Annotated in this window: 15 protein-coding genes; 5 read left to right on the top strand and 10 right to left on the bottom strand. The window is 69.6% G+C overall.

From position 1 onward, the window contains the following. Positions 1–384 precede the first annotated feature (384 nt). The 4 genes from M2421_RS10760 to M2421_RS10745 all read right to left on the bottom strand — a co-directional run bounded on the left by M2421_RS10760 (position 385) and on the right by M2421_RS10745 (position 4,995). On the bottom strand, positions 385–1,695 hold the full coding sequence (locus tag M2421_RS10760; protein WP_259206626.1) for an ABC transporter permease: 1,311 nt from the start codon (positions 1,693–1,695) through the stop codon (positions 385–387). 10 nt (positions 1,696–1,705) lie between these two features. Next, positions 1,706–2,866 (bottom strand): FtsX-like permease family protein, encoded by a 1,161-nt coding sequence (locus tag M2421_RS10755; protein WP_259206625.1) that lies wholly within the window; start codon positions 2,864–2,866, stop codon positions 1,706–1,708. A gap of 14 nt (positions 2,867–2,880) precedes the next feature. Then, complete coding sequence (locus M2421_RS10750; RefSeq protein ID WP_259206624.1) at positions 2,881–3,570, bottom strand: ABC transporter ATP-binding protein; 690 nt, start codon at positions 3,568–3,570, stop codon at positions 2,881–2,883. A 183-nt stretch (positions 3,571–3,753) separates the two neighbouring features. Further along, positions 3,754–4,995: an efflux RND transporter periplasmic adaptor subunit gene (locus M2421_RS10745; protein ID WP_259206623.1), complete on the bottom strand. Its 1,242-nt coding sequence runs from the start codon at positions 4,993–4,995 to the stop codon at positions 3,754–3,756. A 206-nt stretch (positions 4,996–5,201) separates the two neighbouring features. Between M2421_RS10745 and M2421_RS10740 the strand changes: the two genes are divergently transcribed. Genes M2421_RS10740 through M2421_RS10720 form a run of 5 tightly spaced genes read left to right on the top strand, consistent with a single transcriptional unit; the run spans position 5,202 to position 9,721 of the window. Beyond that, positions 5,202–6,101, top strand: coding sequence for an ABC transporter ATP-binding protein (locus tag M2421_RS10740; protein ID WP_259206622.1), 900 nt, complete (start codon positions 5,202–5,204; stop codon positions 6,099–6,101). Further along, positions 6,098–6,871: an ABC transporter permease gene (locus M2421_RS10735; RefSeq protein WP_259206621.1), complete on the top strand. Its 774-nt coding sequence runs from the start codon at positions 6,098–6,100 to the stop codon at positions 6,869–6,871. Before M2421_RS10740 ends, M2421_RS10735 begins: the two co-directional genes overlap by 4 nt. Positions 6,872–6,889: 18 nt before the next feature. Further along, a complete protein-coding gene (locus tag M2421_RS10730; RefSeq protein ID WP_259206620.1) occupies positions 6,890–8,116 on the top strand; it encodes a sensor histidine kinase in 1,227 nt (408 codons plus the stop codon). Further along, positions 8,113–8,715 carry a response regulator transcription factor gene (locus tag M2421_RS10725; RefSeq protein ID WP_259206619.1) on the top strand — a complete coding sequence of 201 codons (603 nt, stop codon included), beginning with the start codon at positions 8,113–8,115 and terminating at the stop codon, positions 8,713–8,715. The genes M2421_RS10730 and M2421_RS10725 overlap by 4 nt, the downstream gene beginning before the upstream one ends. A gap of 40 nt (positions 8,716–8,755) precedes the next feature. Further along, a complete protein-coding gene (locus M2421_RS10720) occupies positions 8,756–9,721 on the top strand; it encodes a hypothetical protein (RefSeq protein WP_259206618.1) in 966 nt (321 codons plus the stop codon). A gap of 19 nt (positions 9,722–9,740) precedes the next feature. Here M2421_RS10720 and M2421_RS10715 read toward each other — a convergent pair whose 3' ends face one another. From M2421_RS10715 to M2421_RS10690, 6 genes are all read right to left on the bottom strand, one after another. After that, positions 9,741–10,301 carry a cytochrome b/b6 domain-containing protein gene (locus M2421_RS10715; protein ID WP_259206617.1) on the bottom strand — a complete coding sequence of 187 codons (561 nt, stop codon included), beginning with the start codon at positions 10,299–10,301 and terminating at the stop codon, positions 9,741–9,743. Then, a complete protein-coding gene (locus M2421_RS10710) occupies positions 10,298–11,410 on the bottom strand; it encodes a catalase family peroxidase (RefSeq protein ID WP_259206616.1) in 1,113 nt (370 codons plus the stop codon). Before M2421_RS10710 ends, M2421_RS10715 begins: the two co-directional genes overlap by 4 nt. A 156-nt stretch (positions 11,411–11,566) precedes the next feature. Next, positions 11,567–12,937: a leucyl aminopeptidase family protein gene (locus tag M2421_RS10705; protein ID WP_259206615.1), complete on the bottom strand. Its 1,371-nt coding sequence runs from the start codon at positions 12,935–12,937 to the stop codon at positions 11,567–11,569. Between the two features lie 28 nt (positions 12,938–12,965). Continuing rightward, the gene (locus tag M2421_RS10700) at positions 12,966–13,676 is read right to left on the bottom strand and encodes an HAD-IA family hydrolase (RefSeq protein ID WP_259206614.1); all 711 of its coding nucleotides are present in this window, start codon (positions 13,674–13,676) and stop codon (positions 12,966–12,968) included. A gap of 65 nt (positions 13,677–13,741) precedes the next feature. Beyond that, on the bottom strand, positions 13,742–14,218 hold the full coding sequence (locus tag M2421_RS10695; protein WP_259206613.1) for a hypothetical protein: 477 nt from the start codon (positions 14,216–14,218) through the stop codon (positions 13,742–13,744). A gap of 85 nt (positions 14,219–14,303) precedes the next feature. Next, the gene (locus tag M2421_RS10690; RefSeq protein ID WP_259206611.1) at positions 14,304–15,395 is read right to left on the bottom strand and encodes an AI-2E family transporter; all 1,092 of its coding nucleotides are present in this window, start codon (positions 15,393–15,395) and stop codon (positions 14,304–14,306) included. Positions 15,396–15,509: the final 114 nt, after the last annotated feature.

Here is a 15,509-nt window from a genome sequence, read left to right as displayed (position 1 = left end):
CGCATGAAGTGCGCTGTGACTTTCCGTCAGAAGATCCCGCTCTGCCGCCTACGCACCGCAAGCCGAGCCTCGTAGCAGCCGGTAGGCTCCTGGGCAAAATAAAGGAGGAGGCCGCTTGCGGCCGGGGGACATTTGCACCAGGGGCCTACCGGCTGCTACGGGGCCCTAACGCTCGCGACAGACTAGAGCGAAGACACCATCGCCAGGACTACCCACGCGCGCGTACAGCCGCAAGCCATCTGCTACGTCCCGTGAAACGAGGCGCTCCCTCCGCTGAGAAAGAAAAAAACCGCACCCTTGCGGATGCGGTTCGTGGTCTGCTATTTCGTGCGCGCCCCTGCGCGCCCCTGCGCGCGCATGCTCTTATCAGTGCACCGCCACGCATCAGGTCTCGCGCAACGCCGTGGTGATCGGCAGGCGCGCCGCACGCAGTGCCGGGAACAGACCACCGACCAGCCCAATCCCCAGCGCCCACTTCAGCCCCGTCCACAACAGCTGCGGCGAAACCCGGAACTGGAACACCACCTGGCTGAAGTTGTTGCCCAGCGTGGACACCGTGTAGTTGTTGAACACCAGCCAGGCCAGCAGGCCGCCGAGCACGCCACCGAGCAGCGCCAGCAACATGGTCTCCAGCATCACCGCGGTAACCACCGGCAGGCCGCGGAAACCGATGGCCCGCATCGTGGCGATCTCGCGCGCCCGCGTGGCCACCGCGGCATACATGGTATTGAGTGCCCCGAACACCGCGCCAATGGCCATGATCCCGCCGATCACCGTGCCCAGCACGCTGATCAGCTTGCTCAGCCCACCCGACTGCTTGCTGTAGTAGTTGCGCGTCGTGTCCACGTCCAGCTTCAGCCGCGGGTCCGCCTCCATCGCCGCCTTGAACTGCTTGAACCCGTCGGCGCCCGCGGTGCGCACGTTGACCGACTGGTAGGCGCTGCGGTTGTAGGTGGTGGACAGGGTCTGGGTGTCGGCCCACAGCTCGGACTCGTGCACGTCGTTGGACGCGAACACGCCCACCACCGTCCAGTCCTGTTTGCCGAGCGCCAGTGTCTTGCCCACCTCCAGGCCCTCGAACTGGGCCTTGGCCCCCTTGCCGACCACGATCTCGCGCAGGCCCGGCGTGAAGCGGCGGCCCTCGACCATGCGCACCTGGCGACGCACCGCCCAGGCTTGCTCGCCGACGCCGCGGAACTGCACGTTGGTATCGGTATGGTCGCTGCGCGACGGCAGGCTGATCACCTGCGACAGTTCGGCCGACACCAGCGGCTTGCCGTCCTCGCCCCGCGCGATGCCCGGCAGGCTCTGGATCAGCGGCAGCTGGTCACGCATGATCACCGAGTTGGTTTCGGCCTGCGAGCCACCACGCAGCACGATCGCGACGTCGTCGCTGCCGCTGCGTTCCAGGGTGGCCTTGAAGCCATCGCCCATCGCCAGCATCGCCACCAGCACGCCGACCACGCCGGCAATCCCGACCACGATCACCGAGGATGCGCCCCAGCGCTGCGGCAGGCTGGCGATGCCGATTCTGGCCGCCTCCAGCGACAGTCGCCCGCTGCGGGTGAACAGCAGCCAGCCCGCCACGGCCACCGCCAGCCCCAGGACCGCCGACCACGGCAGCACGATCCATACCACCAGCGCGACCAGCAGCCCCAGCACGGTCAGTATGTTCCACATCCATTGCTTGTTCATGCGGGTCTCCTCAGCGTCCGGCCAATGCATCGACGATCTTCAACCGCTGCGCGCGCAGGGCCGGCAGCAGCCCCACCACGATCCCGATCACCACCATCAGCCCCATTGCCATCGCCCAGGTCTGCGCCGGCACGCCGGGCAGGTTGATGATCCCGTTGCTGCTGGCGCTGACCACCGGCATCACCACCGATGCCAGGCCCATGCCGAGCAGCCCCCCGAGCACGATCAGCAGCACCGATTCGACCATGACCAGCACCAGCACGGTGCCATCCTTGAAGCCCAGCGTCTTGAGGATCGCCAGTTCCGGGATGCGCTCGCGTACCGCCTGGGCCATGGTGTTGCCGGTCAGCAGCACCAGGGTGAAGAACACCGCGGCCATGATGCCGGTGACGATCAGGCCGATATCGGCGAACTGCTTGGCAAATGCCTGCGAGAAGGCCGCTTCGGTCTGCGACTTGGTTTCGCGGTCGGAGTTCAGCGACAGCGCATCGATCGCCTGGGCCACGCGCGAGGCATGCGCCGGGTCGTCCAGTTGCACGGTGTAGAAGCTCACCTGGTTCTTGATGTAGTCGTTGGACTCGTCGAAGTAGCTCCAGTGCAGCAGCAGCTGGCCCTCCGCCGCGGCGTTCTTGCGGTCCCTGGCCCGGTAGATCCCCACCAGTTGCAGCGGCCAGTCGTTGCTGCCCTGGCGCGGGAAGATGGTGGCCTGCATCGGGATGGTGTCGCCGATCTTCCAGCCGAAGCGCTTGGCCAGCGACTCCCCCACCAGCGCGCCGGTGCGCGTGTTCTTGAATGCCTCGGCCTGGGCGGGTGGCAGCTCCAGCTCCGGGTACAGGTCCATGTAGTTGTCCGAGACCGAGAAGCTCGGGAAGAAATTCTTCTGGTCCTGGTAGATGCCGCCGAACCACATCGCGTAGTTCACCTGGCGCACGCCGGGCGTGGCTTCGATATCGCGCAGCAGGCGCAACGGTAGGCTCTGGGTGATCGACAGCTTGGAGGACACCACCAGCCGCTTGGCGCCCTCGATGGTGTCGCCGCCGGAGTTGAACGCCACCCGCACCGAGTCGAGCATGCCGAACAGCAGGAAGGCGGCCACTACCGAGAGCAGCGTCAGCAGCGTGCGCGTCTTGCTGCGGAACAACTGCGCCCAGATCAGCGAGAAATACTTCATCGCGGCAGCCTCCGTCAGTGGGCCGCTGGCGCGGTGGCCAGTTCGCCCTTGTCCAGGTGCACGGTATGGGTGGCGTACTCGGCCGCCTTGGGATCATGGGTGACCATGATGATGGTCTTGCCGTGCTCGCGGTTGAGCTGCTGCAGCAGACCCAGGATTTCCTCGGCGGACTGCCGGTCCAGGTCGCCGGTGGGTTCGTCGCAGATCAGGAAGGTCGGGTCGGAGACGATCGCGCGGGCGATGGCCACGCGCTGCTGCTGGCCGCCGGACAGTTCATTCGGGCGGTGGCTGCGACGGTCGGCCAGGCCCACCAGGGTCAGCGCGATCTCGGCATTGCGCTTGCGCTGGGCAGCGCCCAGGTGGGTGAGCAGCAGGGGCAACTCGACGTTCTTCTGCGCGGTCAGCATCGGCATCAGGTTGTAGAACTGGAACACGAAGCCGACGTGGTGGCTGCGCCACGTCGACAGCTGCCCGCCGCTCATGCGGTCGATGCGCTCGCCTTCGATCTCGATTTCGCCGGCGCTGGGGGTGTCCAGCCCGCCGATCAGGTTGAGCAGGGTGGTCTTGCCCGAGCCGGATGGCCCCATCAGGGCGACGAAATCGCCGCGCTGGATGTCCAGGTCGATGCCGTGCAGCACCTGCACCTTCTCGGGGCCGCGCTGGTAGGTCTTGGTGATGTTGCGGAGCGAAACCAGGGTCGACATGAGCGGTTCTCCGTGGATCAAGGCGGATCGAAAACGCAATGGCATGCAGCGGCACGCGCCTGCATGCGACGAGGGGGGCCGTGGCCGGACAGGGCGCAGTGGCGGACAGCAGCCTGCCTGCGCGCCGGCACGGCACGGGTAGCGCGCTTGCATGGCATCGCCGCGCCCTTCCGGCGCGGCGCGCTATTGCTGCTGTTTTTCCACGACCTTGCTGCCGTCGTGCAGGTCCGCCGGCGGGTCCAGTACCACCACCTCGCCAGCGCTCAGCCCCTGGTTGACCTGGCGATCGGTGTTGAGCGTGGCGCCGGCAACGACCGCGCGTTGTTCGACGTGGCTGTCGTCCCCGACCACGAAGGCGACCGTCTTCTGGTCGCGCTCCACGATCGCCGTGGCAGGTACGCGCACGCCCTTGGGCGCGGCCGCCCGGGCCGGTTGCGCGGCTTCCAGGAAGCTCACCCGCACGCCCATCTCCGGCACTATCCGCGGGTCTTTCACTTTCAGTGCCACGCGCACCTTGACCGTGGCCTTGCCGCGGTCGGCGGTGGGGATGATGGCGATCACCTCGGCCGGGATCTTCCAGTCAGGGTAGGCGTTGAGGGTGGCTTCCACCGGCATCTTCGGCTGCACGCGGCCGATGAACGACTCGCCCACGTCCACCTCGATCTCCAGCGATTCCATGTCCACGATGGTGCCGATGCCGGTGCGGGTGAAGCCGCCGCCGGCCGACAGCGGCGACACGATCTCGCCCGGCTGCGCGGCCTTGGCGGTGACCACGCCGGAGAACGGGGCGCGCACGGTGTTGTTGTCCACGCCGAGGTCGGCGATGGCCAGTGCGTCGTTGGCCACCTTGGTGTTGCGTTCGGCCGTGCGCAGCTGTGCACGCAGGCTGTCACGCTGGGAAATGGCCAGGTCGTACTGCGACCGCGAGACCAGCTGCTGGCCCACCAGCGTCTGCAGGCGGCCGGCCTCGGCATTGGCCTGGGCCACCTGCGCCTGCAGTCCGGCCAGCTGGCTGCGCGCGGCCTCCAGCTGCGAGGCCGACAGGCTGCGCTGGGCATTGGCATCGATCGGGTCGAGCGTGGCCATCACCTGGCCTTCTTCCACCCGCATGCCTTCTTCGATCATCACCTCGCGGACCTTGCCGGTGATCTTGGCCGAGACGGTGGCCATGCGCCGCGCCACGACATAGCCGCTGGCATCCAGGACCGAGCTGCTGGCGCTGCCCTGCTGGATGGCCACCACCGGCGCGGTGGTCACCTCGATGGCGCGTTGCCGGCCGAACACGAACCAGCCGATGCCGACGAGCAGCAGCACGATGAGGATCGCCAGCCCGATCCAGCGCCCACGGCGGGGCGAGGACGGCGGCGGCGTGGCCGCCTTGCGGTCGATGCGAAGTTCCTTGAGCAGTTCAGCGGATGTGTTCATCGTGAGTCTGGACGGGGAATCGGGCCGAGTGTGACCGCAACGGTGCTGGCGGGGCAAACCGGCGCTGGGCCGGGTGGTGCACAGCATGCCTGCCGCCCGGGCGGCCCGGCAGTGACAGCTGTCACCTGCTTGCGCTGACGCCGGCCACTGGGACCGGGGCCGGCAGGGCGCCAGTCTGTGCCCATCCCGTCACGGAGCGCGCCCCGATGTCCGATCCCTCCCTTCTTCCCCTGGCCAGCCTGCAGGACGTGCAGGTGCGCTACGGTGCCGTGGCCGCGCTGCAGGGCGTGAGCATCGCGCTGCAGCGCGGCGAGGTGCTGGCCCTGCTCGGCCGCAACGGCGCGGGCAAGAGCACCGCGATATCGGTGTTGCTGGGGCTGCGCGCGGTGGATGCCGGTCGGGCCGAGCTGCTCGGTGGGGATCCGCAGCAGCGGGCCAGCCGGCGCGGCATCGGCGTGATGCTGCAGAGCACCGCGCTGCCGCCGGTGCTGCAGGTGGGCGAGCTGATCGACCTGGCCCGTGCCTGCTACGACGACCCGCGCCCGCTGCAGGAGTGCCTGGCCCTGGCCGGGCTGACCGACCTGGCCACGCGCCGCTACGGCCGTTTGTCCGGCGGCCAGCAGCGCCGGGTGCAGTTCGCCATCGCGCTGTGCGGGCGGCCGCAGCTGCTGTTCCTGGATGAGCCCACCACCGGCCTGGATATCCAGGCGCGGCAGGGGCTGTGGCAGGCGATCCGGCAACTGGCCGGCGAGGGCTGCGGGGTACTGCTCACCACCCACTATCTGGAAGAAGCCGAAGCGCTGGCCCAGCGGGTGGTGGTGATCGAGCGCGGTCGCGTGCTCGCCGACGGCCCGCTTTCGCAGTTCCGTCAGCAGTTGGCGCCGCGCCGGATCCGCTGCCGCAGCGAGCTGGATGCGGCGCTTGTCAGGACCTGGCCGGGCGTGCGCGAGGTGCAGCGCGATGGGCTGCGCCTGCAGCTGCTGGCCGAACCGGCCGAGCCGGTGGTCGCCCGCCTGCTCGCCGAAGACCCGGACCTGCAGGAACTGGAAGTGCATGGCGGCGGCCTGGCCGACGCCTTCGTCGAACTGACCCGGGACGCCGCATGAACACCTTGACCCCTGCTGCGATCTCCGCGATCCACCCGCGCGCGTCGCGCCTGCGCATCTACCGTGCCGAAGCGCTGTGCGAACTGCGCCGCGCCTGGCGCACGCCGGCCTTCATGCTGCCCTCGCTGCTGTTCCCGGTGCTGTTCTATTCGCTGTTCGGCCTGTTGCTGGGCCGCGGCCACGCCGCGCAGTACCTGCTCGCCACCTACTGCGTGTTCGGCGCGATGGCACCGGCGTTGTTCGGCTTCGGCGTGCAGTTGGCGCTGGACCGCGAGGGCGGGCTGCTCACGTTGAAACGTGCATTGCCGATGCCGCCGATGGCACCGCTGCTGGCACGGCTGCTGATGGCGGTACTGTTCGCGCTGCTGGTGGCTACGGTGCTGATCGGCGTGGCGGCGCTGGCCGGGGTGGCGCTGTCGCCGCGCATGCTGGTGCACCTGCTCGCCGTGGCCGCCTTCGCCGCGCTGCCGCTCGGTGCGATCGGCCTGTGGATCGGTAGCCACGTCAGTGCCAGTGCGGCGCCGGCGGTGGTCAACCTGGTCTACCTGCCGCTGGCGTTGCTGTCCGGGCTGTGGCTGCCGTTGTCCGGGTTGCCCCCGGTCTTCGGTACGCTGGCCCCGCTGTGGCCGACCTGGCACCTGGCCCAGTTGGCCCTGCCGGCGGTCGGCATGCCCGCGCAGGGCAGCGCGGCGGTGCATGTCGCGGTGTTGCTGGCGGTCACGGCCGCGGCGTTGGGGCTGGCCCGGCGCCGGCTGCGCCGGGTCGGGTGAGCGGCGGAGGAAACTGGCATGATCGCGCCTGACCACCCCGCCCTGGAACCGCCCGTGTCATCGCGCTGGATCGCCTCGCTGCTGCGCCCTGCACCGGATTCGTCCGTGGCCGACAACCTGCGCCGTGGCAAGCCGGCCTGGGCCGACGCGGTGCACCTGCTGTGGACCGGCTGGGTGTTCTTCACCCCGATCTTCAGCAACGGCTACACGCTGCGCTGGCTGTGGCTGACCCTGCTGACCTACCCGCTGTTCCTGGCGTTGTACGTCCGTCTGCTGCTGGCGCCGCGCCACCATGGGCCGCGCTATGCGATGGCGATGCTGGCGATGGGCCTGGTCCTGCTGCCGTGGTACCCGTCGGGCATCAGCTACTTCATCTTCGGCTGCGTGATGTTGCGGGTGTGCCGCAACACCTCGATGTGGCGGCACATGCTGCAGCTGCTGGCGGTCAATGGCCTGTTCGTCGGCATCGCGCTCTGGGTGGGCTACCAGTGGCAACTGGTGGTGTGGATCCCGTCGATGGCGCTGATCATCGGCATCATCGTCAACGTCGAGCGCCTCAACAAGGACCGCGATGCGGCGTTGCAGCTGTCGCAGGAGGAAGTGCGGCGGCTGGCCGCCACTGCCGAACGCGAGCGCATCGGCCGCGACCTGCACGACCTGTTGGGGCATACCCTGTCCCTGATCACCCTGAAGCTGGAGCTCTCGCGCAAGCTGGCCGAGCGTGATCCGCTGGGCTCGCGCCGCGAAGTGGCCGAGGCCGAGACCATCGCGCGGCAGGCCCTGGCCGAAGTGCGCAGTGCGGTCACCGGCATCCGCGCCAGCGATCTGGCCGCCGAGCTGGCCTCGGCGCGGTTGCTGCTGGAGTACCAGCACGTGCACCTGCACTACGCACCGCCGCCGCCGATGCCGGTCGATATCGAACGCGCGCTGTCGCTGGTGCTGCGCGAGGCGGTCACCAACGTCGCCCGCCACGCCCAGGCGCGGCAGGCATGGGTCAGCTTCGAACAGGACGGACGCAGCCTGTTGATGCAGATCCGCGACGACGGCCGCGGCGGGGTCCACGTCGATGGCAACGGCCTGAGCGGCATGCGCGAACGCGTCAGCGCGCTGCGTGGCACGCTGGCCCTGCAGTCGGCGAAGGGCGAGGGCACCTGCCTCACGGTGCGGGTCACCCTGCCGGCGGCGACCGCGCCGGTACTGCCGGTACTCGCCCCCGATGCCGTCCCGGGCGGAGCCGCGCCATGATCCGCATCGTATTGGCCGAAGACCAGGCGATGGTGCGCGGCGCGTTGTCGGCGCTGCTGGGGTTGGAGCCGGACATCGAGGTGCTGGGCAGCGCGGCCGATGGCGAAACCGCGTGGCGCATGCTGCAGCAGCTGCAGCCGGACATCCTGGTCACCGACATTGAAATGCCCGGGCTGTCCGGCCTGGAGCTGGCCCAGCGCATCGCGCGCCAGCAGCTGCCGATCAAGGTCGTGATCGTGACCACGTTCGCGCGCTCGGGCTTCCTGCGCCGCGCGCTGGATGCCGGCGTGTGCGGCTACCTGCTCAAGGACGCCCCGGCCGAACGCCTGGCCGATGCCTTGCGCCAGGTGCAGCATGGCGGCCGTGCGATCGACCCGCAGCTGGCGCTGGATGCCTGGTCGCAGGCCGACCCGCTCAACGACCGCGAACGCCAGGTGCTGCGCCTGTCCGGCGACGGCCGCTCGGCCAGCGAGATTGCCGCCCAGCTCGGGCTGTCGCATGGCACGGTTCGCAACTACCTGTCCGAATGCATCGGCAAGCTGGGCGTGGCCAACCGGATCGAAGCGTATCGGCTGGCGCGGCAGAAAGGCTGGTTGTAGGCCGGTATCCTGTGCGCTCCATGGACCGGATGCGCCGCCGATGAAACACCACTTCGCCGACCTGCTCGACCGCGCCGAGGGCGTGTGGACCATCACCCCGAACGCACAGCGTTGGGCATGCCATAGCGAGGACGTGGCCGACGTGCCCGACGACGCCACCCGGCTGACGCTGACCCGCCGCGACCGCCACTGGACCCGCGTGCTGCAGCTCACGCAGTTGCGCGAGCTCACCCTGCACGAGCCCGACGCGGCACAGTTGCAGGCGCTGGCGCAGTTGCCGCAGCTCACGGCGCTGCGGATCAGCCACGCCCGGCCGACGACGCTGGCGATGCTGGAGGGCATGACCGGGCTGCGCGAGCTGGTGCTGGAGTACGTCTCCGGCGTGGCCGACCTGTCGCCGCTGGGCCGCCTGCCCGCCCTGCAGGCGCTGCACCTGGAGAACCTGCGCCGGGTGAGCGACTTCGCCGGGCTGGGCGGTTCACGCACGTTGCGCGACCTGGCCATCGTCGGCACCCTGGACTGGGACCAGCCGGTGCAGGACCTCGGCTTCCTGGCCACGTTGCCCGCCCTGGAGCGGTTGCGCTTGACCTGGTTCCGCGCGCCGAAGACGTTTCCCGTGCTGGGCGCGCTGCAGGGGTTGGCGCAGCTGCGGACGCTGGAGCTGGGCATGAACGCGCTGCCGCTGGAAGACTTCGCCTGGATCGAGGCCAACCTCCCGCACGTGGAGGGCGCGCTGCGGCCGGCCGCGGTGCCGACCGATGGCAACAACCGCGAGCTTCCCGCCCGCGATCCACGCGCCGCGCTGCCGTTGGCCGCGTTCTACCAGTTGCCCGACGTGTTCGTGGGCCACCAGGGCAAGCGCTACGAGAGCGCACAGTACGACGCCCTGCTGCTGGGCAAGGGCGAACGCATGGCGACCGGCAAGCCGGACACCGTGCGGGCCCGCTGCGAGCAGCACCGGCAGCGCTACCGCGCGCTGGTCGACGGCTTCCTCGCCGCCCGGTAGTACCGAGCGTTGGCCGGCGCTACCGGGTGGGGTCGTCGCGGGTGTTCCCCGGGCCCTTCGCCATCGCCTGGAATACCCCGTCGCGGCGCACCCACAGGTGGAACAGCGCGGCGGACAAGTGCACCACCACCGTGGCGAACAACACATAGGCCAGCAGGCTGTGCGCGCTGCGCAGTGCCGCGTACAGCGCCGGATCATGCGGCACGATCGGCGGCAGGTTGAAGCCGGACCACATCACGATCGGGTAACCGCCAGCGGACAGCATCGACCAGCCCACCAGCGGCATCGCCAGCATCGCCCCATACAACACCCAGTGCGAGGCATGCGCGGCAGCGGCCTGCCAGGCCGGCAGGTCGGCCGGCAGCGGCGGCGGGCGATGCCGCAGGCGGTTGTACAGGCGCACGATCACCAGCAGCAGGATCGCGATGCCCAGCGGGCGGTGCAGGTCCACCAGCATCGGTCGCCAGTGCAGGGCGGCCACCATGCCCACGCCGACGAACAGCATGGTCAGGATCATCGCCGCCATCAGCCAGTGCAGCACCCGCGCGGTAAGGTTGAAGTGGCCGGCATCACGCTTCATTTCGCACCTTCCTTGCCGGTGGCGGCGGCGCCGGTGCCGTTGGCGATCTCGCGCTCGCGACGGTTGAACGACTGCGAATACACCGCCGAACGTGCGGCCAGAATGGGGTCGCCGGAGCCGGCGATGCCGCTGGGCAGGATCAACGGGTCATAGTTGAGGTCGCGGCAGGCGCCGTCGGCCTGCGGCTGCATGGCGGCCAGGCTGAGCGTGCCCACCTTGACCTGGCGACGCTGCATCGGCCACACCTGCGAGGGATCATCGACCGGGTCGCCCTCTTCGGCGATGGTCACCCACATGTCCCAGCGCACCGGGCCCTGCGCCAGCCGCTGCTGGAACTCGTCGGCCAAGTAGTCCAGCCCGGCCTGTGCGCGCTGGTCGGCGGTCATCTCCACGAATTCGGCCTGTGGCCGCATGCTCCAGCGCACGTCGTGGCTGCGGCCATCGGCGGCGGTGAAGCGGAAGCTGTTGACCCCGTTATAGGCGGTATTGGCCCAGCTGTTGGACCACGGCGCGGTCTTGGCCCACTGCTGGAAGGCGCGCGCGCTGGGGTACTTTTCCAGCACCGCGGCCATCTTCGCCGGGTCCGGCTTGCCGGTAGCCGGGTCGGGGATGCCGGCGCGGGTCTGTTCGAGGAAGGCCTCGGCCGTGGGCACCGCGAAGAACGGGAAGCTGTTCATCGCCGTGCGCCATTCCTGGCCATCGTCGCTCACCAGCTGCAGCGCCATGCTGCGCACGCGTGCGTTGGCGTCGGGCCCATGCGGGTCGCCGCCACCGATCGACAACCGGCCCAGCACCGGCACCTGGCGCTGGGCGAACACGCGCGCCGAACTCAGCGCCACGCCCTCCGGCGTGCCCTGGAAACTGCCACTGACGCACACGCCCTTGGTGTGCGCGCGGCGGAACCCGGGGTGCGGTGGGCCGGTGGCCTCGATGCTGTCGGTGAAGGCCTGCGCGGTGACGCGGTCGCGACCGATCCAGCCGGCCAGCCAGGCGAAGGCCAGCACCAGCAGGCCGGCGATGAGCGCGATCAGCGCGATCCACAGCAGCGGCGACGGCGGCCGCGGGGCGCCCGGCTCCTGGCCGGCGCGGGTGTAACCGAAGAGCGACATGTCCGGAATCCTGCCTTCACGATGCGTGTGGGTGGGCGACAGGACGCATGGTGTCAGAACGGCGCCGGCACCGATATTCACATTTTCGACAACTGTTCAATACGCAGATCCCCGCCGGAGCGGGGATCTGTGGGCAACCGCGTGGTGCGCGCAGGCTCAGCCGGCGTATCGCGCCTTCAGCATCGCCCACGCCGAGCGCAGCGCCAGGGCTTCGCCACCGGCCGGACGGCCCGGGCGTTCGCCATCGTTCCAGGCATACACGTCCAGGTGCGCCCAGGCCTGGCCGTCGGCGATGAAACGCTCCAGGTACAGCGCCGCGGTGACCGAGCCGGCCATGCGCGAACCGGCATTGGCCAGGTCGGCGATGTTGCTGTGCAGGTAGCGCAGGTACGGGCGCCACAACGGCATGCGCCAGACCGGGTCGCGGGTCTGCTCGCCGGCCTGCAGCCACTGCTGGGCCAGGGTGTCGTCGTTGCTGAACAGCGCCGGCAGGTCCGGGCCGAGCGCGATGCGGGCCGCGCCGGTGAGCGTGGCGAAGTCGAGCACGATCTCCGGTTTCTGTTCGCTGGCGTAGGTCAGCGCATCGGCCAGGATCACCCGGCCCTCGGCGTCGGTGTTGTCGATCTCGATGCTGAGGCCCTTGCGGGTGGCGATCACTTCGCCGGGGCGGAACGCATCGGGACCGATCGCGTTTTCCACCGCCGCGATCAACAGCGTCAGCTGCACCGGCAGCTGCTGGGCCATGACCAGCCCGGCCAGGGCCAGCGCGTGCGCGGCGCCGCCCATGTCCTTCTTCATGTTGCGCATGCCGTCGCCCGGCTTGATGTCCAGCCCGCCGGTGTCGAAGCACACGCCCTTGCCGACCAGCGCCACGTGCGGCTGGCCGACCGTGCCCCAGCGCAGCGCGATCAGCCGCGGCGCGCGGTGCGAGGCGCGGCCCACCGCATGGATGGACGGGAAGTTCTGCTCCAGCAGCGCATCGCCGGTGATCACCTCGATCTGCGCGCCGTGTGCGGCGGCCAGTTCGCGCGCCGCGTCTTCCAGCTCCTGCGGGCCCATGTCTTCGGTGGGCGTGTTGACCCAGTCGCGCACGCGCAGGCTGGCGGTCACCACGTCGCGCACTTCGGCCGACGGCGTGGCCAGCAGCTGCGCCGGCGCACGGTTGGGGGTGCGGTAGCGGGCAAAACGGTAGCTGCCCAGGCCCCAGCCGAGGTGCAGCAGGGTTTCGATCTCCACCGGCAGGGTATCGGCTAGCTGCCACACGCTGCCCTCGGGCAGTGCGAAGGGCGCATGCGCGTAGGCATAGGCATCACCGGCATCGCCCACCCCGACGATCGCGCCGGCCAGGCCGTGCTCGCCGGGCAACAGCACCACGCTGCCGCCACTGCCATTGAAGTGCTGCGCGTCGATCCAGGCGCCCAGCGCGGCGCTCTGCCGCGCGCGCCACGTGGCGAACTGCTCGCGGTTCATCACGTGCAGCGGCAGTGCCTTGGAGGAGTCGGTGGTGAAACCGGTGATCTGGGTCATGCGGGGTCGTGCTCCATTCGCGGCCGGCTCAGGGACGCCCGGCGGATGCGTTGGCATCCAGCCAGTCGGCCAGCCCGGTCAGGGTGTCGAACTGCAGGTCGGGCTGCAGCGAAGGATGGTGCCAGGCGTGCGCCTCGCGGTTGATCCAGCAGCCGCGCAGACCGGCCTGCATCGCCCCGACCACGTCCATCTCGGCGTGGTCGCCCACGTGCAGCACGTGGCTGGGGGCTACGCCCAGGCGCTCGCAGGCGGCGTGGAAGATGCTCGCCGCCGGCTTGGCCGCGCCATGCTCGCGCGAGCCCAGCTGGAAGCTGAAATGGTGGGCCAGGCCGATCCGCTGCAGGTCGGCATTGCCGTTGCTGAGCGCGGCCACCGGCACCTTGGCCGCGATACGCGCCAGCGCGTCGAGTGCGTCCGGGTAGAACTCCACCTGGTTGCGCGCGGCGTAGAAGGCCTCGTAGGCCGGCTCCACCAGGGCCAGGTCGGCGCCGCTGTTTTCCAGCGCCTCGTGCAGGGTCAGCCGGCGCAGCGCGCTCAGATCGTGGTGCAGCTGCGGGTTGGCATGGAAGGAGCGCTCGCGCAGTTCCCGCATCGCCGCCACCGGGTACATCGCGGCGGTGGCGGGGCTGTGCTGCAGCATCCAGTCGTACAACACCTGGTCGATCCGCGCGCCGATGGGGGCGAACGGCCACAGGGTGTCGTCGAGATCGAGGGTGATGGCTTGGATGGGGAAATTCACCCCGCCATTCTACGCCTGCCCGCGCGGGCTTTCATGGCGCGCGCCGGCAGCGCAGTGCAGTGCCTTCAGCGCAGGTCGTAGGAACAGTCGATGGATGTCTGGGCATCGTCCTGCCGCACGCTCAGGTCATGCCGGCCCACCTCCCGGGTGTAGTCGCCGGCAGCGTTGCGCGGGGTCCCGGCGAGGGCGGCGATCTGCTCGATACCGGCCGTGGTGAAGTACGCGGTGTAGCTGTCGATACCGTCCTCGCCGTTGGCGCCGTCGTACAGGTGCAGGCGGCTCACCGGCTGGCCCAGCACCAGCAGCGGCGTGGTCAACGCATACTCGCCATCGGACAGTGGGCCGTACGCCTGCAGCTCGGTTGCCTTGAGCGCCTTCGCCAGGGCGGCAAACTGCGCAGGGGTCAGGTGGCGCTTGCAGGTGACCGCCTCGACCAGTTGGCGGCTGGCCACCTCGGCGCTGGGCTGGGGAGCGGCCAACGCCGGCGCGGCGAGGGTGACGAGGCCGGCAAGGGCGAGGCAACGGGCTGCGAAGGAAGACATCAGGGCCGGGATCCATCCGAGAAAGGGCCGGTATTCTGGCAGCATCGGCGCTTGCGCGGCCAGCCATGACCCTGGCCCGGCCTGCTCATTCCAGCAGGCGTGCCCAGCCCTGCATCCCGTCCAGCCGGGCCAGCACCAGTTTGATGCAGACCAGCAGCGGCACCGCCAGCAGCAGGCCCACCATGCCCCACAGCCAGCCGAACACCAGCAGCGACAGGATCAGGATCAGCGGCGAGATCGCCATGCGCCGGCCCAGCACGATCGGCGTCACCACCTGGCCCTCCACCGTGTGCAGGGCCAGGTAGCAGGCTGCCGGCAACAACGCCTTGAGCGGGTCGCTGAACTCGACGAAGCCCATCAGCAGCATCAGCGCCACGCCGATCAGCGGGCCCACGTAAGGCGCGAAGTTCAACAGTGCGGCCACCGTGCCCCATAGCAGCGCTTCCTGCAGGCTGATCCCGAGCAGCAGCAACACCCCGGAAAACACCAGTCCGACCAGCGCGTTGATCACCGTGATGGTGAGGACATAGCGCGACACCTCGCGCTCGATCGAGCGCAGGATATCGGTGGTGAAGCGCTGCTGCTGGCGGCTGGGGAACAGCGCGATCGCATGCTTCTGCAGGCTCTGCCCGTAGATCATGAAGAACAATGTCAGCAGCACCACCGCCAGCACCGAAGCGGCCAGCCGCGGCGCACGGGTGAGCACCTTGTAGGGGTCGTCCAGCTGGGTGCGCACGATCTGCACGCGACGGCTGCCTTCGCCGCCAGCCACCCGTGCGAAGTTCTCCGCGGCCTGGTTGGCCTGCTGCACCGGCTTGGTCAGGTCCTGCACCTGGCGCGCCACCTTGCGCAGCTGCTGCGGCGCTTCCTGCGCCCACTCCATGGCCGGGCCGACCAGCTGCACGCTCAGCGCCGTGGCCGCGCTCAGGCCTGCGCCGATCACCAGCACCGCACCGAGGAAGCGCGGAATCCACAGCTTGCCGAGCAACCGCAGGATCGGGTTGCCGACCAGCGCGAAGAACATCGCCAGCAGGATCGGCAGGATCACTTCCTGCGCCGCCCAGAGGGTGAACGCGACGGCCAGCGTGGCCAGCACCACCAGTGACATCGGTGCCCGGGGACGCGGCGGCGGCGGAGCGGCGACAACGTCGTCGGGTGTTGCGGCAGGTACGCTCATGCGGGCGCCGGGCAGGGAAGGATCGCCATTATTGGGCAAGCCGGGTGCGGGTGGCGTGTTGTGAACGTGCACGAAAAGCGAGGCCCCGGCGCGGCATGCGACGGGGCCGGGCCG

The organism is Stenotrophomonas sp. BIGb0135 (genome assembly GCF_024810105.1).
Taxonomy (GTDB): domain Bacteria; phylum Pseudomonadota; class Gammaproteobacteria; order Xanthomonadales; family Xanthomonadaceae; genus Stenotrophomonas; species Stenotrophomonas maltophilia_AB.
This window is presented reverse-complemented; position numbering and strand designations above follow the sequence as displayed.

What these genes read in the sequence shown, in the direction of transcription:
- M2421_RS10760 (WP_259206626.1), bottom strand. Translation starts at nt 1,695, where the DNA reads ATGAACAAGCAATGGATGTGGAACATACTGACCGTGCTGGGGCTGCTG.
- M2421_RS10755 (WP_259206625.1), bottom strand. Translation starts at nt 2,866, where the DNA reads ATGAAGTATTTCTCGCTGATCTGGGCGCAGTTGTTCCGCAGCAAGACG.
- M2421_RS10750 (WP_259206624.1), bottom strand. Translation starts at nt 3,570, where the DNA reads ATGTCGACCCTGGTTTCGCTCCGCAACATCACCAAGACCTACCAGCGC.
- M2421_RS10745 (WP_259206623.1), bottom strand. Translation starts at nt 4,995, where the DNA reads ATGAACACATCCGCTGAACTGCTCAAGGAACTTCGCATCGACCGCAAG.
- M2421_RS10740 (WP_259206622.1), top strand. Translation starts at nt 5,202, where the DNA reads ATGTCCGATCCCTCCCTTCTTCCCCTGGCCAGCCTGCAGGACGTGCAG.
- M2421_RS10735 (WP_259206621.1), top strand. Translation starts at nt 6,098, where the DNA reads ATGAACACCTTGACCCCTGCTGCGATCTCCGCGATCCACCCGCGCGCG.
- M2421_RS10730 (WP_259206620.1), top strand. Translation starts at nt 6,890, where the DNA reads ATGATCGCGCCTGACCACCCCGCCCTGGAACCGCCCGTGTCATCGCGC.
- M2421_RS10725 (WP_259206619.1), top strand. Translation starts at nt 8,113, where the DNA reads ATGATCCGCATCGTATTGGCCGAAGACCAGGCGATGGTGCGCGGCGCG.
- M2421_RS10720 (WP_259206618.1), top strand. Translation starts at nt 8,756, where the DNA reads ATGAAACACCACTTCGCCGACCTGCTCGACCGCGCCGAGGGCGTGTGG.
- M2421_RS10715 (WP_259206617.1), bottom strand. Translation starts at nt 10,301, where the DNA reads ATGAAGCGTGATGCCGGCCACTTCAACCTTACCGCGCGGGTGCTGCAC.
- M2421_RS10710 (WP_259206616.1), bottom strand. Translation starts at nt 11,410, where the DNA reads ATGTCGCTCTTCGGTTACACCCGCGCCGGCCAGGAGCCGGGCGCCCCG.
- M2421_RS10705 (WP_259206615.1), bottom strand. Translation starts at nt 12,937, where the DNA reads ATGACCCAGATCACCGGTTTCACCACCGACTCCTCCAAGGCACTGCCG.
- M2421_RS10695 (WP_259206613.1), bottom strand. Translation starts at nt 14,218, where the DNA reads ATGTCTTCCTTCGCAGCCCGTTGCCTCGCCCTTGCCGGCCTCGTCACC.
- M2421_RS10690 (WP_259206611.1), bottom strand. Translation starts at nt 15,395, where the DNA reads ATGAGCGTACCTGCCGCAACACCCGACGACGTTGTCGCCGCTCCGCCG.